Annotated in this window: 15 protein-coding genes; 12 read left to right on the forward strand and 3 right to left on the reverse strand. The window is 61.2% G+C overall.

Annotation, left to right across the window (positions count from 1 at the left end):
• Window positions 1-215 precede the first annotated feature (215 nt).
• The 5 genes from M3P21_RS17015 (at window position 216) to xrtE (ending at window position 10,071) form a co-directional block, all read left to right on the forward strand.
• Window positions 216-2,090 (forward strand): polysaccharide biosynthesis protein, encoded by a 1,875-nt coding sequence (locus M3P21_RS17015; protein WP_249711824.1) that lies wholly within the window; start codon window positions 216-218, stop codon window positions 2,088-2,090.
• A gap of 308 nt (window positions 2,091-2,398) precedes the next feature.
• Window positions 2,399-4,138: a type I secretion system permease/ATPase gene (locus M3P21_RS17020; protein WP_249711827.1), complete on the forward strand. Its 1,740-nt coding sequence runs from the start codon at window positions 2,399-2,401 to the stop codon at window positions 4,136-4,138.
• A complete protein-coding gene (locus M3P21_RS17025; RefSeq protein ID WP_249711829.1) occupies window positions 4,135-5,445 on the forward strand; it encodes an HlyD family type I secretion periplasmic adaptor subunit in 1,311 nt (436 codons plus the stop codon). The genes M3P21_RS17020 and M3P21_RS17025 overlap by 4 nt, the downstream gene beginning before the upstream one ends.
• Window positions 5,446-5,828: 383 nt before the next feature.
• Window positions 5,829-8,009, forward strand: coding sequence for a calcium-binding protein (locus M3P21_RS17030; RefSeq protein WP_249711831.1), 2,181 nt, complete (start codon window positions 5,829-5,831; stop codon window positions 8,007-8,009).
• A 427-nt stretch (window positions 8,010-8,436) separates the two neighbouring features.
• A complete protein-coding gene (gene xrtE / locus M3P21_RS17035; protein WP_283781024.1) occupies window positions 8,437-10,071 on the forward strand; it encodes an exosortase E/protease, VPEID-CTERM system in 1,635 nt (544 codons plus the stop codon).
• A gap of 57 nt (window positions 10,072-10,128) precedes the next feature.
• Here the strand turns inward: xrtE and M3P21_RS17040 are convergent, their stop codons facing one another.
• Together M3P21_RS17040 and M3P21_RS17045 are read right to left on the reverse strand one after the other, a co-directional pair.
• Entirely contained in the window at window positions 10,129-10,323 is a 195-nt protein-coding gene (locus M3P21_RS17040; protein ID WP_249711833.1) for a hypothetical protein, read from the reverse strand.
• Window positions 10,324-10,464: 141 nt separating this feature from the next.
• Window positions 10,465-13,059: an SdrD B-like domain-containing protein gene (locus M3P21_RS17045; protein ID WP_249711835.1), complete on the reverse strand. Its 2,595-nt coding sequence runs from the start codon at window positions 13,057-13,059 to the stop codon at window positions 10,465-10,467.
• A gap of 618 nt (window positions 13,060-13,677) precedes the next feature.
• Between M3P21_RS17045 and M3P21_RS17050 the strand changes: the two genes are divergently transcribed.
• Window positions 13,678-16,323 (forward strand): Mur ligase family protein, encoded by a 2,646-nt coding sequence (locus M3P21_RS17050; protein ID WP_249711837.1) that lies wholly within the window; start codon window positions 13,678-13,680, stop codon window positions 16,321-16,323.
• Window positions 16,324-16,334: 11 nt separating this feature from the next.
• Here M3P21_RS17050 and M3P21_RS17055 read toward each other — a convergent pair whose 3' ends face one another.
• The gene (locus M3P21_RS17055) at window positions 16,335-17,300 is read right to left on the reverse strand and encodes a helix-turn-helix transcriptional regulator (RefSeq protein WP_249711838.1); all 966 of its coding nucleotides are present in this window, start codon (window positions 17,298-17,300) and stop codon (window positions 16,335-16,337) included.
• A 440-nt stretch (window positions 17,301-17,740) separates the two neighbouring features.
• Between M3P21_RS17055 and M3P21_RS17060 the strand changes: the two genes are divergently transcribed.
• The 6 genes from M3P21_RS17060 (at window position 17,741) to fcl (ending at window position 25,397) form a co-directional block, all read left to right on the forward strand.
• Window positions 17,741-19,069: a capsule assembly Wzi family protein gene (locus tag M3P21_RS17060; protein ID WP_249711840.1), complete on the forward strand. Its 1,329-nt coding sequence runs from the start codon at window positions 17,741-17,743 to the stop codon at window positions 19,067-19,069.
• 147 nt (window positions 19,070-19,216) lie between these two features.
• Window positions 19,217-20,383: a nucleotide sugar dehydrogenase gene (locus tag M3P21_RS17065; protein WP_249711926.1), complete on the forward strand. Its 1,167-nt coding sequence runs from the start codon at window positions 19,217-19,219 to the stop codon at window positions 20,381-20,383.
• A 211-nt stretch (window positions 20,384-20,594) separates the two neighbouring features.
• Window positions 20,595-21,782, forward strand: coding sequence for a CAP domain-containing protein (locus M3P21_RS17070; RefSeq protein ID WP_249711842.1), 1,188 nt, complete (start codon window positions 20,595-20,597; stop codon window positions 21,780-21,782).
• Window positions 21,783-22,040: 258 nt separating this feature from the next.
• Window positions 22,041-23,186 (forward strand): UDP-galactopyranose mutase, encoded by a 1,146-nt coding sequence (glf, locus tag M3P21_RS17075; RefSeq protein WP_249711844.1) that lies wholly within the window; start codon window positions 22,041-22,043, stop codon window positions 23,184-23,186.
• A 116-nt stretch (window positions 23,187-23,302) separates the two neighbouring features.
• Complete coding sequence (gene gmd, locus M3P21_RS17080) at window positions 23,303-24,424, forward strand: GDP-mannose 4,6-dehydratase (RefSeq protein ID WP_249711845.1); 1,122 nt, start codon at window positions 23,303-23,305, stop codon at window positions 24,422-24,424.
• A 4-nt stretch (window positions 24,425-24,428) separates the two neighbouring features.
• Window positions 24,429-25,397 carry a GDP-L-fucose synthase gene (gene fcl / locus M3P21_RS17085; RefSeq protein ID WP_249711847.1) on the forward strand — a complete coding sequence of 323 codons (969 nt, stop codon included), beginning with the start codon at window positions 24,429-24,431 and terminating at the stop codon, window positions 25,395-25,397.
• The last annotated feature ends 25 nt before the right edge of the window (window positions 25,398-25,422 follow it).

A 25,422-nucleotide genomic window follows, 5' to 3' on the forward strand; every position in this document is an offset into this window, starting at 1 on the left:
ATAAGGCAAATACGGGCCTGCGCATTTTTTTCGTGAGCGGTTTTCTGCTGCGCTCACGGCTTAACAGAAATTAATTTGGGGGCTGGCGGTCCTTGCGATATTGTGCGAAGGCTGGCGAGTAGAAATCAAAAGATTAACAGCAACCATGCGTTGTAGACCACACCAACAACCGATAGCATTTTCATGGGGCCCGGAGCGGTCTCGGGAAGGCTGAAGTGCTGGATTTCGTCAATTCCCTGACCCGCAAGCAGAAAGCCAGGATTTTCCTGACCATTGATCTGCTGCTGATCCCGGTCGCACTGCTGCTGACTTTCGCCGTACAGCCTTTGCCGGGCACACCGCTCGAAACGCTGGTCCGGTTCCTGCCCATCCTGCCCTATATGATCGCGGGCGCAGCATTGCTGTCGCTCGGGCTGGGGCTGCCCAACATCAAGCTCAAAGCCTATGAGCAGAACGCCGTTGGGCTGACTGCGCTGCATGCGGTGGCGATGGTTGGCCTCAGCGCCCTGCTGACCCGGGTGGTGGCGGTGCATGTACCGATGGGCACCCATGTCATTTTCGGCCTGATCTATTTCCTGATCATGATGGCGACCCGTGCCATCCTGTTTCAGGTGGTCAGCGCGATCTACCGCCATGGCGAACACAGCTGCCGGGTGCTGATCTATGGTGCCGGCACCACCGGAACCCAGCTGGTGCAGGCCCTGCGCGCCCATGAAAGCATCACTCCGGTCGCCTTCATCGACGACAAGGCCTCGCTGCAGGGCGTGTTATTGGCGGGGCTGCCGGTGTTTTCCCCGGCCCGGATCGGTGAGCTTGTGGAGCGGCGCAACATTCACCGCGTGCTGCTGGCGATGCCGTCGCTGAGCCAGCCGAAACAGGCCCAGATCGCCCGGCAACTGCAGAAAATGGGGCTTGAGGTGCAGGCCCTGCCCTCTTTCGCGCAGCTGATCGGTGAAGAGGAACTGGTCGACAAGCTGACCCCGATCGCCCCGCAGGCCTTTCTGGGGCGCGAGGCCCGGGACATGACGCTGGCCGAAGCCTGCAACAGCTATGCCGGACGGTCGGTGCTGGTGTCGGGGGCCGGTGGTTCGATCGGCTCGGAACTGTGCCGCCAGCTGCTGTCCTGCCGCCCGACGCGGCTGGTGCTCTATGAGCTGAGCGAACTGGCGCTTTACAATGTACATCAGGAACTGACCCAGCTCTGCGAGGATGGCGAGGTCGAGATCGTGCCGGTTCTGGGCTCGGTGACCGACCCGCGCCAGGTCAGCCGGGTGCTGGACGACCACGGGGTGCAGGTGGTGCTGCATGCAGCGGCCTATAAACACGTGCCGCTGGTCGAGGCCAACCCGCTGCCGGGGCTGGCCAACAACGTGCTGGGCACCCAGACCCTGGCGCGGGCGGCGGCGGATGCGGGGATCGAACGCTTCATCCTGATCTCGTCCGACAAGGCGGTGCGCCCGACCAATGTGATGGGGGCCTCGAAACGGCTGGCCGAACTGGTGGTACAGGATCTGGCCACACGGCACGGGCAGACCGTCTTTACCATGGTGCGGTTCGGCAATGTGCTGGGCTCCAGCGGCTCGGTCGTGCCGCTGTTTCAGGAACAGGTCAGCCGCGGCGGGCCGGTCACCGTGACCGACCGCAACGTGAAGCGCTATTTCATGACCATCGCCGAGGCGGTGCAACTGGTGCTGCAGGCCGGGGCCGATGCCCAGGGCGGCGAAGTCTTCGTGCTCGACATGGGCAAGCCGGTGCCGATCATGCAACTGGCCCGGCAGGTGATCGAAAGCGCCGGATACACGGTGCGCGACACCACGACCCCCGATGGCGATATCGAGATCGAGGTGATCGGATTGCGCCCGGGCGAAAAGATCGAAGAAGAGCTGACCCTGTCGGGCGACCTGACCGGAACCCGGAACCCCAAGATTTTCTGCGCCCGCGAAAAAACCCTGTCGGAAATCGAGATCGCCAGCGTGCTGCACGGGCTGCGTGAGGCCCTGGCCAGCGGCGACGAGATCGGGGCGCGCGCCCTGATCCGGCACTGGGTCGAGGGCTACCAGGCCCCCGAACCCGCAGCGAAAACCTCCTGATCCGCCACGACCCGTGCCACAATGGCGCGCTTATGCGCCAATTGTGCGAAAAACCGCAACAATGGCTGTACAGGGGCAAATCTCCGCCCGAAATACGCCGCCATATGAAGTGGCCTTGCGCCTGCGCGCCCTCTATATACTGATCCCGCCGACGCAACCGTCCGGCACGACTCAATCTGATGGTGACGACAAGGGCTCTGATCGCTACCATTCTGAGACGATTCACAAAGTTTATTTGTCATAACGAAACATGATATTTTTGGCTGGGCGGTCGGTGCGCCGACGGCATTGGGGAATGGAGAAAACGGATGCGGAATTCTGATCGCGCGGCAGGGCAGGCCGAACTGCGTGATGTGCGGCGCGAAAATCGCGGATTGCTCTGGACCGCCGGGATCTTCAGCATCTTCGTGAACCTGCTGATGCTGACCGGCCCGCTGTTCATGCTGCAGATCTATGACCGGGTGCTGGGCAGCCGATCCGAAGAAACATTGGTGGCGCTCTTTTCGTTGATGGCCTTCCTGTTCCTCGCGATGGGGCTGCTGGACTGGTCGCGCGGACGGCTGCTGGCGCGGATGGGCGCGCGGTTCCAGGCCGGGCTCGACCGGCGGGTGTTCAGCGCCATGCTGATGAAAGCATCGCTGCACCGGGATGAAAAGAAATCCGAGAACCAGCTCAAGGATCTCGAGTCGGTGCAGCGTTTCTATGCCTCGCCGACCTTTGCCGCCCTCTTTGACATTCCCTGGACGCCGATCTTTCTGCTTGGGATCACGCTGTTCCACCCGCTGCTGGGCACGCTTGCCATCGGTGGCGGCACGCTGCTGATCCTGATCACGGTGCTGAACCAGCTGACCACCAAGGGCGCGGTGCTGCAATCGACCGCAGCCAGCTACACCTCGGACCGGATGGCCGAGCACCTGCATGGCGAGGCCGAGCATATCCGCAGTCTGGGCATGCAGCGCAGCGCCTTCGAGCGCTGGCACAAGGCCCGCGGCAGGGCGCTGGAACAGGGGCTGCATGCCAGCGATATGGGCGGCACCTTTTCGGTGACCACCAAGACCTTCCGGCTGTTTCTGCAATCGGCGATGCTGGCGCTTGGCGCTTATCTGGTCCTGCAAGGAGAGATGACCCCGGGCGCGATGATCGCCGGGTCGATTCTGCTGGGTCGCGCGCTGGCCCCGGTCGATCTGGTGGTGGGTCAGTGGACCATGGTGCAGCGCGCCAAGCGCGGCTGGGAGAACCTGACCGAACTGCTGTCGGATATTCCGCCCGAGATCGCCCGCGTCGAACTGCCCAAACCCAAGGCCAAGCTTTCGGTGCAGCAATTGACCGTGGTGCCGCCAAATGCCCGGCAGGCCTCGCTGCGATTGGTGAATTTCGACGTCGCCCCGGGCCAGGCCGTTGGCGTGATCGGGCCCAGCGGCTCGGGCAAATCGACACTGGCACGCGCGCTGACCGGGGTCTGGGCCCCGGCGGGTGGCAAGATCCGCCTCGATGGCGCCTCGCTGGAGCAATACGATCCCGAAAGACTGGCACAGTATATCGGCTACCTGCCGCAGCGCGTGCAGCTGTTCGACGGTTCAATTGCCGAAAACATCGCCCGGCTGAGCACCAACCCGGACGACGCCAAGATCGTGGCCGCAGCCAAGAAGGCCGCCGCCCATGAGATGATCCTGAAACTGCCTGACGGTTATGACACCCAGGTCAGCACCACCGGCGGCCAGCTGAGCGGCGGCCAGATCCAGCGCATCGGTCTGGCACGCGCCATGTATGGCGACCCGGCGATCCTGGTGCTGGACGAGCCCAACTCCAATCTCGACAATGAAGGCTCCAATGCGCTCAACACCGCGATCCGGCAGATGAAAGAGGCCGGCCACGCGGTGCTGATCATGGCCCACCGCCCCGCCGCCATTCAGGAATGCGACATGCTGCTGATGCTGGAGGACGGCGTGCGCAAGGCCTGGGGCCCGCGCGAGCGTGTTCTGGCCGAGGTGGTCAAGAACCACGCCCAGATCCAGCAGGCCGCCAACAAACCGACCGGTGTGACATGATTAACAAGAAACCCAAGCTTTTTCCCTCGACCGGCCCTCTGATGGTGGGCGTGCTGACTCTGGTCATCCTGATCGGTGGCTTCGGCGCCTGGGGGGTGCTGGCCAATATCTCGGGCGCGGTGGTGGCCTCGGGCCGGGTTGTCGTCGACAAGAACCGGCAGGTCGTCCAGCATCCCGATGGCGGCGTGGTCGAAGCGGTGCTGGTCGAAGAGGGCGATTTGGTCGCCGAGGATGACATTCTGGTCAAACTCGACCCGACGCTGCTGCAATCGGAACTGACCATCGTCGAAGGCCAGCTGTTCGAATTGATGGCGCGGCGCGGGCGGCTCGAAGCCGAGCGCGATATCACCGATGAGGTCCGGTTCGACCGGATGCTGCTGGAAAATGTCGAGCGCCGCCCCGAGATCGCGGCAGTGGCCGCCGGGCAGGTGCGCCTGTTCGAAGCCCGCCGCGAGGCCCAGGCCAAGGAAATCGAACAGCTGCGCGCCCAACGGACACAGCTGAACAACCAGATCGAGGGCGTCGATGCCCAGATGGACGCGCTCAAGCGCCAGCAGGAGCTGATCGAAAGCGAATTGGGCAGCCAGCAGACGCTGCTGGACAAGGGGCTGGCGCAGGCCTCGCGGGTTCTGGCCCTGCAGCGCGAAGAGGCGCAGCTGGCCGGTACGGTGGGCAATCTGGTGGCGCAGCGGGCCCAGACCCTGGAACGTATCTCGGAGCTGGAGATCGAAGAGCTGCAGCTTTATTCCGCCCGCCGCGAGCAAGCCATCACCCGCCTGCGCGACCTGCAGTTCAACGAGCTGGAACTGGCAGAGCAGCGCCGCTCGCTCATCGAGCGTCTCAGCCGTCTGGACATACGGGCGCCGATCTCGGGCGTGGTCTATGATCTGCAGGTCTTCGGCCGCAGATCGGTGATCCGGCCCGCCGATCCGACGCTGTTCCTGGTCTCGCAGGACCGGCCGCTGATCATCGAGGCACGGATCGATCCGATCCATGTGGATCAGGTCTATCCGGGACAGGAAGTGGTGATGCGCGTGGCCGCCTTCGACCAGCGCAACTCGCCGGATCTGTTCGGATCGGTGACCCTGGTCTCGCCCGACTCCTTTGTCGACGAACAGACCGGGGCCTCCTGGTATCGTGTCGAACTGGAACTGCCCGAAGAGGAGTTGAGCAAGCTGGGCGAGGATCAGATCCTGATCCCCGGCATGCCCGTCGACGCCTTCATCCGGACCCAGGATCGCTCGCCGCTGGCTTATCTGGCAAACCCGTTGACAAGCTATTTCAGCAAAGCCTTCCGGGACGGGTAACCCCTGCCCCGGAAATTGCGCCCGAAAAGCCCCGCAGCGGTCTTTGCTGCGGTCCGCCGGCACGGCACGCCCGGAATTTGCCTTATTTCTCCCCTAGAATCCGCATGATCGATATACATGTTCATGATGTCGGGCGGCTCTGACCCGGGCCGCGCCACCACGTGATGCGCAAGGGCAACAGTTCTTGCGACAAAGACAATTTGCCCCCGTTGTTTCCAGATTGAGATCTCCGATTGCCCCCAAATGGGGGTAGCGGCAATTCCCCCATCAATGGCTCAGTGGGATGGTGTTCGGCGAAATTATGCCGACGCTTGTTTTGCATTCGGGCCGATAAGCCCGGCCTGTTCATTGCAATAGTGTTCATTTTTTACCGGGGGTAAAACATGTCTGAGAAACTAACCAAAGCATGGAATTCGATTGCTGGCGCCGCCCTTATTGGCACGCCCCAATCGGACAATCTTAATCTGAAGAATCCTGACAATGCCGGCCTCAACAAGGCCAAAGGTCTGGCTGACAACGACTATATTCTGGGCAACAGCAACGACAACGCACTGCTGGGTAACAAAGGCGACGACTATATCCGTGGCGAGCTTGGCGACGATGCCATCGGCGGCGGCCGGGGCAATGACGTGATGCTGGGCGACGGCGCGGTATCTGACGCCATTGCCGGTGATGACTGCCTGATCGGCGCTGCCGGCAATGACGTAGGAGCCGGCAACGGCGGCAACGACACGCTCAATGGCGGAAGTGGCGACGACCTGCTGATGGGCAATGCTGGCAGAGACAAAATCGTTGGCGCTACTGGCGATGACTGCCTGATAGGTGGTGACGACAAAGACAAGATGTTCGGCGGATCAGGCAATGACCTGATGTTCGGTCAGGGCGACGACGACACCATGTTCGGCGGCGTGGGCGATGACACCATGTCTGGCGGCGAAGGCCATGACGTCATGTATGGTGAGGATGGCAACGACAAGATGGCCGGCAATGCTGGCATGGACGCCCTGAACGGCGGAGCTGGCAAAGACACGATGTGGGGTGGCTCCGGCCATGACGCGCTTCGTGGCGGTGACGGTGACGACTGGATGTCCGGTGGTGAGGATGACGATTTCCTGGCCGGTCAGCGCGGTCATGACGAAATCCATGGCGATAGCGGTGATGATGCTCTCCGCGGCAATAGTGGTGACGACACTCTGCTCGGTGGCAGTGGCAACGACAACATCCAGGGTAACGATAACCAGGATTGCATCGACGGCGGCGCCGGCAATGACAAGATCTGGGGCGACAATGCCAATGGCAAAGGTGCGGTCAGCCTGGCCTCCGACCAGATTCTCGGCGGCAGCGGCAACGACTCGATCTGGGCTGGCAATGACAACGACCACGTCGATGGCGGGACCGGTGATGACGACATCTATGGCCAGAACGGCAATGACCGGCTGCGCGGCAATGACGGCGATGACAAGATCAACGGCGGCAATGGCAACGACCAGATTCAAGGCGATGCTGGCGACGACAACATCGATGGCGGCAACGGCAGAGACATAGCCGATGGCGGCGCCGGGGATGACCATCTCCGCGGTGGCGGCGACAACGACACGCTATGCGGCGGCGAAGACGAAGATCTGGTTGCCGGTCAAATGGGCGATGACGTCCTGTTCGGTGATGATGACAACGTCTTCTTCTCGGTCGGACAGCAGGTCGGCTCTACCGATGAACTGCGCGGTGGTCTCGGCAACGATATCCTGTTCGGTGGCGGCGGCGACGATGCGGCCACAACCGCAGGCGCAGCAGGCTATCGTCAGGGCGACGACGGCTATCGCGGCACCGAAGTACCGGCAAACGCCCCGTTCGGCGGCCTCTATGGCGGTCTGGGCAACGACACCCTGCTGGGCGGTGATGGGAACGACGCACTCTTCGGTGAAAAGGGCGACGACTGCCTGATCGCTGACCAGGGCGCCGATACCCTGACCGGTGGTGATGACGGCGACGACTTCGTCTTCGGCTATCAGGTCTGCGACGGTCCCGAAGTCCTTGCAGCCTATGCAAGCTTCGGCCAGGACAACGTGGTAACGGACTTCAGCTATATCAACAATGACCGCCTGGTGTTCCACAAAGCGCATGAAGGCGAGCTGGAAGCCCGGGTTGTCAACGGCGACGACATCGAGATCCGGTCGGACCTGACCGGCGATACGGTTGTGGTCGAGGATCTGTGGTCCGAGCTGGGTCTGAATCTGCTGCCACCGGAAGATGTGCCTGGCAATGAGGCCGATTACAATGCGGCACTTCTGGAGTATCTCGAGAAGACCGACTTCGGCGAAGGCAAAGGTGTCATCTACTTTGAAAACAAGTGCGTCGACATCGAAAAATGCGATCCAAGAGATCCGATCATTGATTGGGAATTCACCCGGCAAAGAGATCCGCGCGGTGAGAAACCTCTGGACGGCTTCGCTGGCGACACCCTGCCGAACACCACCGTTCCGGACTTTGTCGACCGCTATCTCGATGACGACCAGAATGTTTGGTATGCGGACAATTCGCTGAATTGGGACCTGTTGGCCGAATAATTATTCGGCTTGCGAGAAAGGACCGAGTACCCGGTCCGTTTTCGAACAGACCTGGAACTCGTCCCCCGGCACCGCCCCTGATTTTTCAGGGGCGGTGTTCTCTTTCAGGTGATGCATTTGCGCCGATGTGGTGATGATGCTGTGGCCACCCTGAGTTCAGCCGGGGCCTCAGGGCGCGATTGCTGGCACCGAAAATCTCTGGCGGCCCTTCCCGCATTGCAAGGGCGTCTGGCGGTGCCTCAACCGCCGATCAATTCAACAGACACCGCGCCCAGGAGAAATTGTTTACGAATCCGGAAGAGTTGGGTTCCTGCTACAAACATAGGTTATGTTTTTGGTGTTTACCGAGCTGATTCATTTATACTCTTGGAGAGCATGCATGCTTTTTTGTAGTCAGTGAACATCAGTTGGATATCGAGTAACCAAATTGTCGCTTGCAGTCCTATGGCAATCTAGCCACCGCCGCATTTTTACTTTTGGACTATTCACAGCCCTGGCTTTGGCCGTGTTGACCATGACGTTCCAGCATTTCCACCTGGACAATTGCGCCACGGTCGCGTCCTGGAAGTTCTGCAAATTCTCGAGCCACTTCGGAGAACGCGTGCTGGCTGTGCTTGTCCTGTCAACGATCTACGCCGTCGCGCGCCGCAACCACCTGACCGAGTTATTTCATGCCATTCAGGCACCCGGACCGCTGGGCGCTCCGATGATCGCTGCCGCGGGCGGGTTGTTGCTGGCCGTCATCCCTGCTGTAGTCGTTGGTCCCGATGCGGAAGGGTCAGCCTTGCTGGCCGCACTTGTTGCCTGGGCCAGCGGCGTTGTCCTGGCATCCGGCGCGGCACTGCGACTGTTGGCCCCTTGGCCCGTCTGGCTCCGAACGTTTCAGTCGGGCCGGTTACTCTTGCCGATCCTTGTCATCGTTGCATTGGCGTTGCCTGAACTGGGCGATCTTCTGTTTCCCCTTTGGCACCTCGACATCATCCGGGATTTTACTTTCTCGGCGGTCGTCTGGATGTCCGGGCAGATGGGCCTGCAACTGGTCCATGAGGCCGGATATGTCCTGCGGGATGGTAGCTTTGCTGTCGAAGTCGGTCAAAGCTGCTCGGGCGTAGAAGGCTTCGTGCTGACTTCGGTGTTCCTGGGTGGTTACGCTACGCTTTTCTGGCGCCAACTGTCGCTTTGGCGGGTGCTTTCCATTCTGCCCCTTGCGCTTGCGCTGTCGTGGCTCTTGAACGTCTTTCGGATCTCGTTGCTGATTTGGATTGGTGTCAATGTATCGCCAACGCTTGCCGTGGAAGGTTTCCACTCTCATGCTGGCTGGCTCTTGTTTTCAGGCCTGGCCCTTTTGATGATTGGAGTGGTTCATACGATCCCCTGGTTTCGCTCCGAACGCATCAAAACGTCTTCGCATATGGATCGCGCATCAGCGGACGCGCCATTACCGCCACTTGTTCAGGATTGGAACGTTGCGCGTATTCTTCCCTTCGCCGTTTTCATGTTTTCCGCATTGGTGGCATCGACTTTCTTTCAGCATCCGGTACTGGCCTACCCTATCCGTCTCCTGTTGATGTTGGCGATCTTGTGGGTCTTTCGCACGCATTTGCTCGCCTTGCCCTGGCGGCTGGATTTCCAGGCCATGGCAATGGGAGCCGGAATTGGTGCCATCTGGCTGGTGACAGCCCCGTCGGATGCCGGGGCTGACCTCGCTCCGGCTCTGACTGGTCTCGGTAGCGGCGTCTTCATTCTCTGGATCATTGCCCGATCAATCGGTACATCTCTGGCGGTTCCGGTGATCGAGGAACTTTTCTTCCGATCCTATCTGCTGGATTTGCTCGGGGCCCAGCAATCCATCGGCCGAACCATACTGGCCGTGGCAATCAGCACGGCGGCCTTTGCAGTCTTGCATGATCGCTGGCTTGCTGCGGCTCTGGCGGGTTTGGTATTCGCCTGGCTGGCCCTGCGCAGGGACGGGCGGCTCACGGACGCAATTCTGTGCCATATGGTGGCAAACGCCCTGATTGCCGCCGCAGCGATCATTGAAGGAAATTGGGGGCTGCTTTAAAAAAGAAACGGCCCCGTCTGAGCAGGGCCGTTTGAACGATTTTGATCTTGGGTAGACTTAAGCCGCGCGACGGCGACGTTCCCAGGCAATCAGAACGACCGCAGCAAGAGCTGCGATGGCTGCCCCGCCTTCCAATGCGCTGATTTCCGGCACCTGACGCGGCGGCGGACAACCCAGACCGGTACAAGCGTATGCGGGCAGCGCCGCAAGTGTCGCCATCGTGGCTGATGCACCAATAAGAATTTTCTTCATTTTGACTTTGGCCTCCTATGTGGTCCTCTAAAAAGCCAAACAATCAGAATACCAAACGGATCGTTTGACCGGTTCATTGCGGGATCCTCCGCAATTTCTGACCCGCCCGGTCAGAGAACGGGCGGGTAGCGATCACGTCTCTCAGCAGATGCAGTCATAATCTTCGAACGGAACCGCCGCGATAAACGGCTGAGAGTTTTCGACTGTTGTCGGATTGGGATCGACGATAAAGCTGACCAGATCACCAGTGCCGGCCACGAAGCCCTCGCCATTGTTCAGCGCCAGGTCGACCAGATAATCCACGTCCAGATCATTGCCGAAGCCCGGGTCGATGTCGGACTGATAATCGGTATCAAGCTCGTCGGTCAGTTCCCAGATCGCGCGCTGCACTTCCCAGCCGCTGAACGCGCCGTCCACGGCGTTGGCATTTGCTCCCTCAAGGTCCTGATTGATCAGCCAATTGATCAGGTCCAGATTGTCGCCTGCGGATTGCCCATTGGCGAAACTGATCTGATCTGCATTGAAAACCGACACATCGGTCCCCGCGAGAATATTGGCAGTATGAACCGGTGCATCGGCAAAGTCCTCGGCACCCTCTGCGGGATCAAACAGGCTGAGGCAGTAGGCTTTCTCGAACACAACCCCGTCGAACCGCGCATCGCCGGTATCGTCGAGTTTGATGGCGAAGGCTGTGCCCTCCACGGGCAGTTCGATCCCATCCGTGATGAGTTGATAGCTGCCCGAGGTCGGGAAACTGGCCAGCAGAGAGTCGACGGAATTCGCATCACCGCAATAGGTCACGTCCACATTGGCCGACGCACTGCCGCCATTGCCGTCCGACACGGTGTAGGACACGGTGTCGCTCGCTTCCTCGCCGATATCCAGGAATTCGAACGCATCTTCGCCGTCAAAGACCAGATTCCCGCCGGAAAGCGTGACGTTGACACCAGAGCCCGTCGTGATGGTTTCGCCCTCGGCAATCGCCTGACCGTCAACCTCGGTGATCGTCAGAATATCGCCATTGGGGTCCGCATCATTGGCCAGAACATCGACCGTCACCGTTTCGTCAGCGCAGGTTTTGGCCTGATCATCGTTCGGCGTCGGATCGTCATTGGCCTTTTCGACACCCGCATCATTGTCCGGCGTATTCTGGCCAGCCTCGACGGGGATATTCATGATCGTCGACATCGTCGCATCGCCGATCGCATCGCTGTCCGAGGCATCATCCCCGACATTGGCATCGATCAGGGTCTTGCCGTCCAGGACGCCATCGGGATCGGTGAATTTGACCCCGTAGGTCCCCGGCTCAAGATCCGTGAAGGAGTAATACCCGTCTGGACCCGTCACCGTGGTCGCACCGGTTGGAACACCATTGGCACCCAGCAGCATGACGACGACGCCGGCAATGCCCGGTTCGGCACCGTTGTTGTTGTCCTGATTGTCATCATCGGTGTCGCAGAAATAGCGACCCGACAGCGACCCCGGTTCGGGCTTTTCGCAGACGCCCAGATCGACATCATTTTCGCTGTCGCCAGTCACGGTGATGACACCCGACATGCCGTTCTCATCGACATCGGAATCGATCGTGTCATCCGAACCCGCGTCCTGAATGGTGAATTCGGTGCCATCCGGCGCCACACCCATGATCTTGTAATCACCGGCAACAACGTCATCGAACCGGTAATTGCCGTCCGCATCGGTTTCGGTCGTGGCAACGACATTGCCGTCCAGATCGACCAGCTTGATGGTGACACCGGCCTTGGTCGGCTCCGACACCACTTCCTGCGTGTCCTGGCCTTCGAGGGTGATCTTGTCGATGCGGACATACTCACCGCCATCGCCGCGCACCTTGAGCGTCACATCATCGCCGGGCTCGATCGCGACATCCTTGATGACATAGGTCGAGAAGCCGCCATCATTGGACCCGGCCCCATCGCTATCAGCATTCAGGCGCACCGCCTCGACGAACTGCCCGCCGACCTTCAGCTTGATGATGCTCTGCCCGTCATTTTCATCCTGCACACGGATTTTGACGTCATAGACACCGGATTTGCCATCAAATGTGGTGCAGAGCGCCGCGTAGTCACCGGGGCAGTAAAGCTTCACGAGCTCGCCGCCCGAGGCCTGCGCACCGGAGACCACCTTGAACCCGCTGCTATACATATCCTCGGCTTCGATCGTATAGTCGCAGCCCGGGATCACGGTCACTTCACCATTGATGCCGTCGCAATCCTGATCGCAAAACACAGTGCCCGAGATCGAGCCGGTTTCGATCTTGTCCCCGGCGCCGAGGCATTTGTAGTCGACCCAGTTGCCTCTGACATTGCAGGTGTTGATCACGGTCAGTTCGGTTCCCGCCGGAGGCACCTTGCCGTAAAACGAAAAATAATCATCGCCCGCGCCCGGGGCATCATGGCCTTCGATCTCGATCTCGATCATGTAATAGATCTGACCATCCGAACCTTGCAGAACATGGTAGCTTTCGGCGTACATCTGGCCGCCGACGGCTTCGCCATCGACATAGGCCTGCTGTCCGCTCCAATCATTGGCATTTTCGTTCTGGCAAGTGTCGCCCGACAGAAAATAGTCGTTGTCCGTGGTGGAAAGGCAGACGCTGGCGCTTCCGGGCATGGTGAATGTATCGCCGCATCCAATGCTCGAACCATTGCCGCCCTGATCCAGAAGATCGGCCTCAGTGATAGCGGTCCACTCGTATTCCTGATAATAGTACGTCACTGTTGCTTCCCCCTAGGTGTGCACCATCAATTACAAACGCGACCCGCGCATTGCGGGTTCGGCATCGGGGGCCAAAAGACAATCCTGGATAAGACTGCATGAGCAAAAATATAGGCAGTCGAAAGTTCTCAAATTTTTCAACCCACACACTCAACACTCTTAATGACAGGCAAAATTCACCCGTCACTCACAGATAACTACTGGTCCCCCAATCGCTCTGCCCGATTCAAAACCCCTTCGTCAGGCATCGCAGCCATTTAGGAGTAGAGTGGCACTGCTCGTCAACATTCTTGCCAAAATTTTGCCAAAATTTAGTGCACCTTGATCGCAATTCGGTCAAATTCCCTCGCTGTTGGAAACAATAAGCGTGAACTTTAAATACCGTTTCCGGTTGAATCCGGCAGCTCTTCTATTGTGAGAACCGTTGGCGGGTCTCATGTCTTGAAGTCAGCTTGATAACCGAGATGACCTTGCCCCACTGAACCTGTGCGGATGTGGGGCATCACGGCACTTTAAAACAGGTGCCTTTCGAACCGCGTAACAGCTTCGACATTGATGCCGCGCATCCTGGGAAATAACCTGAGCATACTTCTTACCCCTGTAACGGAAAGCAGACACATGCAGGCATGTCTTCAGGTCCGGTCACTGCAGTTCTTCCACGGCTGCAAACATGACATCGCGGGCAGGACCGCCCTGCTCGACCTGGAGGTCACCGCTCCGGTTTCCGAACCGGTGCTGGCGCGCCTGTCGCAACCCGACGGGCTGCCCGGCCTGGCCCCCGCCGAAGAGATGCCCGATATCGCGGGGCGCGACTGGGTGGCGCCGCTGCTGGTCGGTGGGCGCGGGCGCGCGGCGCTGGCCGATCTGTCGGCGGCCCTGGTCGTGCTGCTGCAGCTCCGGGCGCGGGTGCCGGTCCACAAGGGCCAGGTGCTGGAAGCAAGCCCCGCCCGGATCCGCCTCGCCCTGCCCTGGCAGCGCCAGCAGCTTTTTCGCAACGCCACCGATCTGATGATCGCATTGCTGACACCGGACACAGCCGAGGCAGAGATTTCGCAACACCTGACCCGATTCCTTGAACAGGAACGGCGCGGCGGGCTGGCCCCCAATTCGATGCGGTTCGCACGCGCCGCCATGGACCGGGACATGCCGGTGACGGTGCTGAACCAGCAGACGCTGCAGATCGGCTGGGGTGCGCGGGCGCGGCGCCTGCGCAGCAGCTTCACCGACCGGACCGGATCGCTGGCCGAAAAGCTGGCCCGCGACAAGTATTTCAGCCTCCAGCGCCTGAAACAGGCCGCCCTGCCGGTGCCCGAGCAACGTTTTGTGCGTACGCCGGAACAGGCCCGCGAGGCCGCCGCCGCCCTTGGCTGGCCGGTGGTGCTGAAACCGGTGGCGCTGGATCAGGGGCGCGGCGTGCATGTGGGTCTCACCTCGGATGAGGTGCTTATCCGGGCCTTTCACGCAGCCAGCGATCTGCAGGATCAGGGCGTTCTGGTCGAGGCCTTCGTGCCCGGTGACGATCACCGGCTGCTGGTGGTCAACGGGCGGATGATGATGGCCGCCCGGCGCATCCCCGGCGGGGTCACCGGGGACGGGAAGCAAACCGTAGATGCGCTGCTCGACCAGGTCAATGCCGACCCGCGCCGCAGCAGCGCGCCGCGCAGCCTGCTGATCGAGATCCGCCGCGATGACGAGGCGCTGTCCTGTCTGCAAGAGGCCGGGCTGACGCCGGACAGCGTCCCCGAGGCGGGCCGTTTCGTACCGCTGCGCCGCACCGCCAATGTCAGCACCGGCGGCACTGCCGTGGATGTGACGGACCTTGTGCATCCCGATAACCGGGTGGCGGCGATCCGCGCGGTGCGGCTGGTGGGGCTGGATGTTGCCGGGGTGGATTTCCTCTGCCCCGATATCTCGGTCAGCTACCGCACGGGCGGCGGCGCGATCTGCGAGGTGAACGGGCAGCCCGGGTTCCGCCCGCACTGGCTGAGCGCGCCGGACCGCGACATCAATGGCGAGGTGCTGGACGCGCTCTTTGCCGGCCAGCCCGCCCGCATTCCGACCGCCGCCATCACCGGCACCAATGGCAAGAGCACCACCGCCATGATGCTGCACCATATCTGGCAGGGCACCGGCAAGACCGCCGGGGTCTGCACCACGGTGGGCACCTGGATCGGTAAGGACAAGGTAGACAGCCAGAACCTCAGCGGGTTACCGGGGGCGGAGCTGCTGCTGGGTGATCCGGCGGTCGAGGCGGCAGTGCTGGAAATGCCACGGCTGGGGCTGATCCGCTTTGGCCAGGCCTGCGACCGCTATGATGTGGCGGCATTGCTGAATGTGCAGAACGATCATCTGGGCCAGAACGGGATCGAGACGCTGGAAGAGATGGCGCGGCTGAAATCCGGCGTGATCCGGCACGCAAGCACGGCGGTGGTGGTCAATGCCGAGGACCCGCTCTGCCTGCAGGCGGTTGAAACCACCACCGCGCCGCGCCGCATCCTGGTGGCGATGGACGTCGCAACCCCGGCGCTGGCCGCCCATCTGGAGGGTGGTGGCGATGGTGTTTTCGTGGCCACACGGGACGGTGCCGACTGGATCGTGATGGCACGCGGGAGGCATCATGTCCCGGTGATGAAAGTGGCAGACATTCCGGCCACGATGGGCGGGTTGCTGCGGTTCAACGTGATGAACGCCATGTTCGCCATTGCGCTGGCCGATGCCCAGAGCCTGCCCGGCGACGCTATCCGAACGGCGCTGGCAGGTTTTGCCAACACGCGCGAGAAAAGCCCCGGTCGCTACAACATGCTCGACGGTTTCGCCTGCCCGATGCTGATCGACTATGCCCATAACGACACCGCCGTCGCCGAGCTGTGCCGGGTGGTCCGGGCCTTGCCGGTAACGGGTCGGCGCCTGCTGGCGCTGCAGATCCTGGGCAATAGCGGCCCGCACAAGCTCGAAAGCAGCGCCGCGCATCTGCTGGAGAGTTTTGACCGGATCGCGGTGCTGCCCGATCTCAGGGTGATCCGGAAATACGGTTATTTCACCGGCGACGACCCGGAAGAAGAGATGCGGCAGCTGTCACGAGCCACGCTGATCGCGCGGGGCGCGTCAGATGGCCAGATCCTGACCGGGCCGGACAGCGACGCGCTGGTCGACCAAATGATGCACGCGGTCCGGCCCGACGATCTGGTGGTGCTGATGATGGCGCCGCAGGCCGCCTTTGGCCATGTGGACCGGCTGCGGATACGGGACGGCGCCAGGGGGTGACCCCGGCAGGGTCACTGCTGTCGCTCGGGACCGGGCTGGGGATGCGCCGCAACCCGCAGCGGCGGCATAAGCTGGTGATAGAGCGTGATGAACTGGCTCTGCCGATGGCTTCCGGTCTTGGCGAAGATCCGTTTCAAATAGCTGCGCGCGGTAGAGATCGTGAGGTTGTTTTCCTCGGCCGCCGCCGCCAGGGATTTGCCCGCCAGAAGCTGTTTGGCCAATTGCCGCTCGGCCACGGTCAGTCCCAGCGTCTCAAGCATCAGATCGCGCAGCGCCCGGTCCCCCTGGGCATGGCCGAACACGATCATCGCCAGGCCGGGCGACTGGCTGACCGGCATTACGATAACCGTCTTGGGCAGGTTTTCCGTACCGCCAAGCTGCACCACCGAGACCTGTCCCGGTGTCACGGTTGCCGCGCTCAAAGCAGCCTGCAGCGCCTTCTGGTTCTGCGGCAATCCGGCGGCCAGCCGGTCATGTGCCACATGCAACTCGTCATTCTCGACCAGCCATGTCTCGGCCAGGCTGGTCATGTAGCGCAGATCGCCCGCTGCATCCGACACGGCAACACCAAAGGACAGGCTGCGCAGGATGATATCGGGGATCTGGGCTTGCAGGCCGTTCAGACCCTCTGCCGGGTCAGCCTCGGCCCGCTCGTTGCGCAATTGCTCGGCAAAGGTCAGCCCGATCCGCGCCAGAGATTGCAGTTCGGGCCGGCTCGCTGATCCGACCGCACCGTTCACGAAGGCGGCCATCGGCGCAAAATTTCCCACCTGCGCGCCAATGCCGATCAGATAGCGGTGCGAGCGCAGCCAGGTTTCGCTTTCGCCCTTTGCGGCCCGGCGCACGGGGCGATCCTGTCTTTGGGACAGGAATGTCTTCACCTTACTGGAAACCAGATCCGCCGTGTCACTGAGGGGCAGAGCCGAACCGGTCTTTCCCTGCCCGACCCAGACATCGACCAGACGTCGACTGGACAAATCCACTATCCCCAGACACGCCGCACTGACATTGGCGGTGCAGGCCAGCCGCTCCGCCATTTTTACACGACAGTCATATAGCTCCACATCGGTATGAACCGCACACATGTCCCCCGAGCACCCCTAAACCAATCACACTACAAAAAACTTGTCTTAAAAACGTCCCATGAGCCTAACAAGGCGTCGGGAACCGAACAAGCAAGCGGTTCCCTTTCAAAGTGGAACTTTTGCCATAATTTCCAATACGTGGATAATGGGCAGAAAACACCCATGACTGTTTTGATTTGCAGGTTGTACTTTCGAACCCCGGACCACTTTAGCGATTGTTCGCCTTTTACCGCCCTGAACCGACCCCACTCTCGCGCTGAATTGATTCTCCGTGATGGCTATGATCTAACGTTTCCATAACCCCAGGCAGCAACCTAAACAGGCCATATTCCATGATGACGCCGTGCGTGTTGAGCACCCGGTCGCGCCGCGAAAGCGCCACCGCACCGTCCCTTTTGCAAACCGAACTGGCCCGCCGCTGGCTGGCGGGGGTCGCCGCGGCGCTGGCGGTTCTGGGGGCTGCGGCAGACCCGGCGCGGGCACAGCAGGAAATGGGGCCAGAGGGGCCCGGGCTCAGCTTTTATGGCGGCGCCATCACCGATCCCTTCCTCGGGCTGAGCGAGCGTTATGGCGATCTGGCGTTCAATTCCGCTGCGATCCGCTATCAGCGCGATTTCGGGCAACTCCATTTCGACATCACCGCCGCCCATCTGCAGCATGGCCGCGACAGCACCATCCCGCGCTATGAGCTGGCCTACAGCTTTGCCGGGGACACCGCCGAAATCAGTGTCGCCAAGAAACTGCGCAACTGGGGGCCGTCACGCTACAGTTCGCTGTTTCTGTCGCGCAATGCCCCGGCGATGCATGCGGTCTCTATCGCCAAGACCAAACCCACCGCGCTGGACGTGCCGGTGCTGAAATGGCTGGGGCCCTGGGATGGCGAGTTCCTGATCGGCACCACCGATGATTCCGGGCAGCCCGATGATGCGCTGTTCATGGGAATGCGCCTGGCCATCCGCCCCGTGAAAGGGCTGGAGATCGAGTTCATCCGCACCGCGCAATGGGGCGGCGAGGGGAATTCGCAAAGTCTGGGCACCTTCTGGGACGTGCTGCGCGGTGAAACCAATTCGGGCTCCTCGGCAGAAGCCAACCAGCTGGCCGGGCTGGGCCTGTCCTACGGGTTCGATATCCAGGACAGCAATCTGCGCTTTTATGGCCAGATCGCTGGCGAGGACGAGGCCGGGGGCCTGCCCTCCTGCACCTTCTACATGGCCGGTGCCGAGTTGAACACGCGCCTGTTCGGCGTACCCACCACCGCCACGCTGGAAACCGTGGACACCCGCACCGACACCTCCAGCTCGGGGTTCTGCGGGCCGAACTCGGCCTATAACAACAATACCTATTCCTACGCCAACAAGGGCGTGGTGCTGGGCGCCGCTGTCGATACCGAAGGGCAATCCACCAATCTGTATGTCAGCCACGACTTTGCTGATTTCGACCTCAACTGGAGCGTCGGGCATTACCTGGTCAACGCGGACTCGGCCCCTGATCACCGACTCAGCACCGACCGCCAGAGCGGTACGCTGGCCACGATCGGGGTCGGCAAGCAATTCGACCGGCTGCGGGTGGACGGGATCGTCGCCTATCAGGGTTTCGACCTGGACACGGCCGACATGAAAGAAGGGCTGCGCGCCGGACTCGGGCTTTCAGTCGCTTTCTGAGATAGAGGTCCCGCCTCTGCCCTATCGTGGAACAGACCGCAACAGTGCCCACCCGTTGGGGCAATGGTTCTTGTTGACAGGCCCGGTCTGTGCTTTGACTCGCCGCGAGTGGCTGCCGAAAGGGTGTGAGGGGTAGATATGGGTAAGTTGAAGATTGCCGTTGTCGGGATCGGTTATGTAGGGCTGTCGAACGCGGTTTTGCTGTCGCGCAAACATTCTGTCACGGCGCTGGATGTCAGCACCGAGCGGGTGGCGATGCTCAATGCCCGCCAGAATCCGATCATCGACCCGGAACTGGAACAGTACCTGGCCGAGGAAGAGCTGGACCTGCGCGCCACCACCGATCCGGCCAAAGCCTTTGACGGGGCCGATTACATCATCGTGGCCACCCCCACCAATTATGACCCGGAAACCAATTTCTTCGACACCTCCACGGTCGAGACGGTGATCGAACAGGCGCTGAAGCTGAACGCGGATGCAGTGATCGTGATCAAATCGACCATCCCGGTGGGCTTCACCCGCGATCTGTGCGAACGGCTGGGCACCGACCGGATCCTGTTCAGCCCCGAGTTCCTGCGCGAGGGCCGCGCGCTTTACGACAACCTGCACCCGTCGCGCATCGTGGTGGGCGAGCCCTCGGCGCGGGGTCAGTGTTTTGCCGATCTGCTGGCCGATTGCGCGCTGGACGAGAACGTGCCAATCCTGCTCACCGGGCCGTCCGAGGCCGAGGCGGTCAAGCTTTTCGCCAATACCTATCTCGCCATGCGGGTGGCCTATTTCAACGAGCTCGACAGCTACGCGCTGGCCCATGACCTGGACCCGCGCCAGATCATCGAGGGGGTCGGGTTGGATCCGCGCATCGGCACCCATTACAACAACCCCTCCTTCGGCTATGGCGGCTATTGCCTGCCCAAGGACAGCAAGCAGCTGTTGGCCAATTACGCCAACGTGCCGCAGAACCTGATGCAGGCCATCGTCGCCGCCAACCGCACCCGCAAGGATTTCATCGCCGACCGGATCATCGCCCGCGCGCCGCGCACGGTCGGCATCTACCGGCTGGTGATGAAAACCGGCTCGGACAATTTCCGGCAAAGCTCGGTGCAGGGGATCATGAAACGGATCAAGGCCAAGGGGATCGAGGTGATCGTCTATGAGCCGGCGCTGAAAGAGCGCGACTTCTTCGGCTCGACCGTCATCCGCGATCTGAATCACTTCAAGGCCGAGGCCGATCTGATCATCGCCAACCGCCACGCCCCGGAATTGACCAATGTGGTGCAGAAGGTCTTTACCCGCGACCTGTTCAGCGCGGACTGACCCATTCGGGCGGCGCGCGCGCCCCATCCCTCTGAAATGACTTTCTTTCTGCTCTGAACGGCCCGGATTTCGGACCGCCCCAGGCCGTATTTGCGGCAAATTCCCGCCAAGTCCGCGCCTGATATGAGCGGGATATTTCCCGTAAATTCCGGCCCGATTGCGCCGACCGTCTCCCCCATGCCATCCCCGCGGCAGGCAGAGGAGCATTGAAATGTCACAGGCAGACTCATTCGAACGGTTGATGCTGGACCTGATCAATCAGGAACGCGCAAAAGCGGGTGTGGACCCGCTGAAACTGGAACTGCGTCTCAACGATTCTGCGGAAGATTACAGCGAGGACATGCTGGAGCAGGATTTCTTTTCGCATACCGGGCAGGACGGGTCCGATCCCGGCGACCGGATGCGCGAGGCTGGGTTTCAGTTTTCCGGCAGCTGGACCTGGGGCGAAAACATCGCCTGGCAGAGCGAGCGCGGCGCCACCGGCATCGCAGATGACGTCGCCAACCTGCATCAGGGGCTGATGAACAGTCCGGGCCATCGCGCCAATATCCTGAACCCGAATTTCGAAGTGATCGGCATCGGCATCGAGCGCGGCAATTACAATGGCTGGGACGCGGTGATGGTGACCCAGAACTTCGCCCGCACCGGCGCACCGCTGCAGCTCGACAACGGCAATGGTGGTGGCGGCGGTGACCCGACCCCCCTACCCCCGCAGGATCTGGTGCTCTATGGGAATGGCGGCGCGAACACCCTCACTGGCAGAACCGGCGACGACCGGCTGTTCGGCCAGGGCGGCAACGATACGCTGACCGGCAACGAAGGCGCAGACACGCTGAAGGCGGGCAGCGGCAGCGATCAGCTTCGCGGCGGCAGCGGAAACGACGAAGCCGATGGCGGCACGGGCAATGACAAACTCTGGGGAGGAAACGGCAGCGACAATCTCCTGGGTCGCAGCGGTAACGACAAGTTCTGGGGCGGAAACGGCAGTGATAGGCTCTGGGGCGGCAATGGCAACGACACGATCCATGGCGGAAACGGCAATGACACAATCTATGCTGGTAATGACAATGACAGCATAGGAGGAGGCGCTGACAATGACGACCTGGGCGGCGGAAACGGCAATGACACACTCAACGGCGGCACCGGCGATGACAAGCTGCGCGGCGGCGCGGGTGCCGACAGGCTGATATTCTCGACTGGCGATGACCGAGCATTCGGGTTCGGCGGCGCTGACGTGGTCGATCTGAGTAATGTGGCTACAATCAAAAACTTTGCCGACCTGCAGGCCAACCACCTATCGGGCGGGGCAAATGCGGTGATCAATGATGGCTTGGGCAATACTCTGACACTGGTCAGCGTGAATGTAGCCACGTTGGACGCGGGCGATTTCATCTTCTGAGCCCCGCTGGCATATCTCTGTCAGAGCGCCGTTCGGAATTTCCGAAATTCGAACGGCGGCTCCAGGCAATCGAACAGCCGTCACACCCCGTCCGGTGGTCCTTCGGAACCTCTCACGTGGTCATGTTCCGAGGCATTTGATGACGGATAATCGCTATCACGGATAGTGACATCACACGAAACTACCATATTGAAATCCCGCAGCGCGTCTGCAAGAACTCGGGTATCTCCCCTTTCTTAGCCAGAAAACGGTATTTCCATGCACGTACTTCTCGTCGGAGCTGGCCTCTCAGGTGCGGTGATCGGGCGCTGCCTCGCCGAACAGGGGCACAAGATCACCATCGTGGACGGGCGGCCCCATATCGGCGGGAATTGCCATACCCAACGCGATGATAAAACCGGGGTTATGGTTCATGTCTACGGACCGCATATCTTCCATACCGATGACGAAGAAGTTTGGAATTACGTCACTTCCTTTGCCCGGTTCCAGCCCTACAAGCACCGGGTCATGACCACCTCGCAGGAGGCCGTCTATTCGCTGCCGATCAACCTGCATACGATCAATCAATTCTATGGCAAGACGCTCCGGCCGGACGAGGCGCGGGCGTTTCTGGAAACCCAGGCCGACACCTCGATCACCGATCCCCAGAGTTTCGAGGAACAGGCGCTGCGCTTTGTCGGCCCTGCCTTCTACGAGGCCTTCTTCAAGGGCTATACCGAAAAGCAATGGGGCTGTTCGCCCACAGACCTGCCCGCCGCGATCCTCAAACGCCTACCGGTGCGGTTCAACTACGACGACAACTACTTCTTTCACCGCTTCCAGGGCATGCCGGAACAGGGCTATACGCCCATGATAGAGGCTATTCTGGACCATCCGGGCATCACCGTACATCTGGACACGATGTTCGACCCGGCTGCGATCTCGGACTATGATCATGTGTTCTATTCCGGGCCGCTGGATGGCTATTTCGATTACCGGCTGGGGCGGCTGGGCTACCGGACGCTGGATTTCGAACGCTTCACCGATCAAGGCGATTACCAGGGCTGCGCGGTGATGAATTACGGCGACCGCGACACGCCTTATACCCGGATCACCGAGCACAAGCATTTCAGCCCCTGGGAAAGCCATGAGGGCACCGTCTGCTACCGCGAGTATTCGCGGGAATGCGGGCCTGCCGACATCCCCTATTACCCGATCCGGCTGGTCAAGGAAAAAGCGCTGCTGGCCGATTACGTGGCGCTTGCCGAAGCAACGCCTCGCATCACCTTTGTGGGCCGGTTGGGCACCTACCGCTATCTCGACATGGATGTGACGATCCGCGAGGCACTGGATACCGCGCGGATGTTCCTGACCCATGCGACCGAGGGCAGCGCGATGCCCGCCTTTGCCATTTCACCGCTCTGAGTCGCAACCACCGCCTTCCGGGCAGGCCCGTTGCAAGACCAGACCCGACAGGGTAGATCCTGCTCAAGCGGGCAGCCCCCTGCCCCACGGTCTGGCCGTAGCAAAGGACGATTTGAATGACCAAAAAGGCACTGATTACCGGCGTCACCGGGCAGGACGGGTCTTATCTGGCGGAATTCCTGTTGGACAAGGGTTATGAGGTACATGGCATCAAGCGCCGGGCCTCGCTGTTCAACACCCAGCGGGTCGATCACATCTATGAGGACCCACAGACCGATCACGCCCGCTTCCGGCTGCATTACGGCGATCTGAGCGACAGTTCCAACCTGACCCGCATCATGCGCGAGGTGGAACCCGACGAGGTCTATAACCTGGGCGCGCAATCCCATGTGGCGGTCAGTTTCGAGGCCCCCGAATACACCGCCGATGTCGACGCAATGGGCACGTTGCGCCTGCTGGAAGCGATCCGCTTTCTGGGGCTGGAACAGAAGAGCCGCTTCTATCAGGCCTCGACATCGGAACTGTATGGTCTGGTGCAGGAAACCCCCCAGCGCGAGACCACACCGTTCCACCCGCGTTCCCCTTACGCGGTGGCCAAGCTTTACAGCTACTGGATCGCGGTCAATTACCGCGAGGCCTATGGCATGTATGCCTGCAACGGGATCCTGTTCAACCACGAGAGCCCGCGCCGCGGCGAGACCTTCGTGACCCGCAAGATCACCCGCGGGCTGGCCAATATCGCGCAGGGGCTCGAAGAGTGTCTCTATATGGGCAATATCGACAGTTTGCGCGACTGGGGCCATGCCAAGGATTATGTGCGCATGCAGTGGATGATGCTGCAGCAGGACACGCCCGAGGATTTCGTCATCGCCACCGGCAAGCAATATTCGGTGCGCCAGTTCATCGCTTGGTCGGCGGCGGAACTGGGGGTCACGCTGGCGTTCTCCGGTGACGGTCTTGACGAGGTCGCCACCGTCACCGCGATCGAGGGCGACGAGGCCCCGGCGCTCAATGTGGGCGACGTGATCATGCGCATCGATCCGCGCTATTTCCGCCCGGCGGAGGTGGAAACGCTGCTGGGCGACCCGTCGAAAGCCAAACAGAAGCTGGGCTGGGAGCCCGAGATCACCGTGCAGGAAATGTGCGCCGAGATGGTGCGCGAGGACCTCAAGACCGCCCGCCGCCACGCGCTGCTGAAGGAACACGGGATGGATGTTCCGGTCTCGGTCGAGGGGTAGCGCCATGAAGATCTATGTGGCCGGTCATCGCGGCATGGTGGGCGGTGCCATCCTGCGCCGGTTGCAGGCGCGCCGCGAGGCGGGCGAAGCGCTGGAGCTGATCACCCGCAGCCACGCGGAACTGGACCTGACCGATCAGGCACAGGTGCGCGACTTCTTTCAGGCTGAGCGCCCCGACCGGGTCATTCTGGCCGCTGCCAAGGTGGGTGGGATCGTCGCCAACAACAGCTACCCGGCGGAATTCATCCACGACAATCTGATGATCCAGTGCAACGTGATCCACGCCGCCCATGAGGCCGGGGTGCAGCACCTGCTGCAACTGGGATCAAGCTGCATCTATCCCCGGCTGGCGCCGCAGCCGATGGGTGAGGACGCGCTGCTGACCGGCACGCTGGAGCCCACCAACGAGCCCTATGCCATCGCCAAGATCGCCGGGATCAAGCTGTGCGAAAGCTACAACCGGCAATATGGCCGCGATTACCGTTCGGTCATGCCCACCAATCTTTACGGGCCGGGCGACAATTTCCACCCCGAGAACTCCCATGTGCTGCCCGCCTTGATCCGCCGTTTCCATGAGGCGCGAGAGAGCGGCACGCGGGAGGTGCAGATCTGGGGCAGCGGCACGCCGCGCCGCGAGTTTCTGCATGTGGATGACATGGCCGAGGCCTCGCTGTTTGTGCTCGACCTGCCGAAAGCGGCCTATGACGCCAATACAGAGCCTATGTTGAGCCATATCAACGTGGGCACCGGCAGCGACATCAGCATTCTGGAACTGGCGCAGATGGTGGCCCAGGTGACCGGGTTTCAGGGGCGGATCACCACTGACCCCTCCAAACCTGACGGCACCCCGCGCAAGTTGATGGATGTCTCGCGGCTGGGTGCGATGGGTTGGCGCGCGCAGATGCCGCTGGAGCAGGGGATCACCGAAACCTATCGCTGGTTCCTTGCAAATCAGGACGTATTCCGGCGGTAATGCCCGCAGGACGTATTTGGGAATT

Source organism: Ruegeria spongiae, from assembly GCF_023502395.1.
In the GTDB taxonomy this organism is placed as follows: Bacteria; Pseudomonadota; Alphaproteobacteria; order Rhodobacterales; family Rhodobacteraceae; genus Ruegeria_C; species Ruegeria_C spongiae.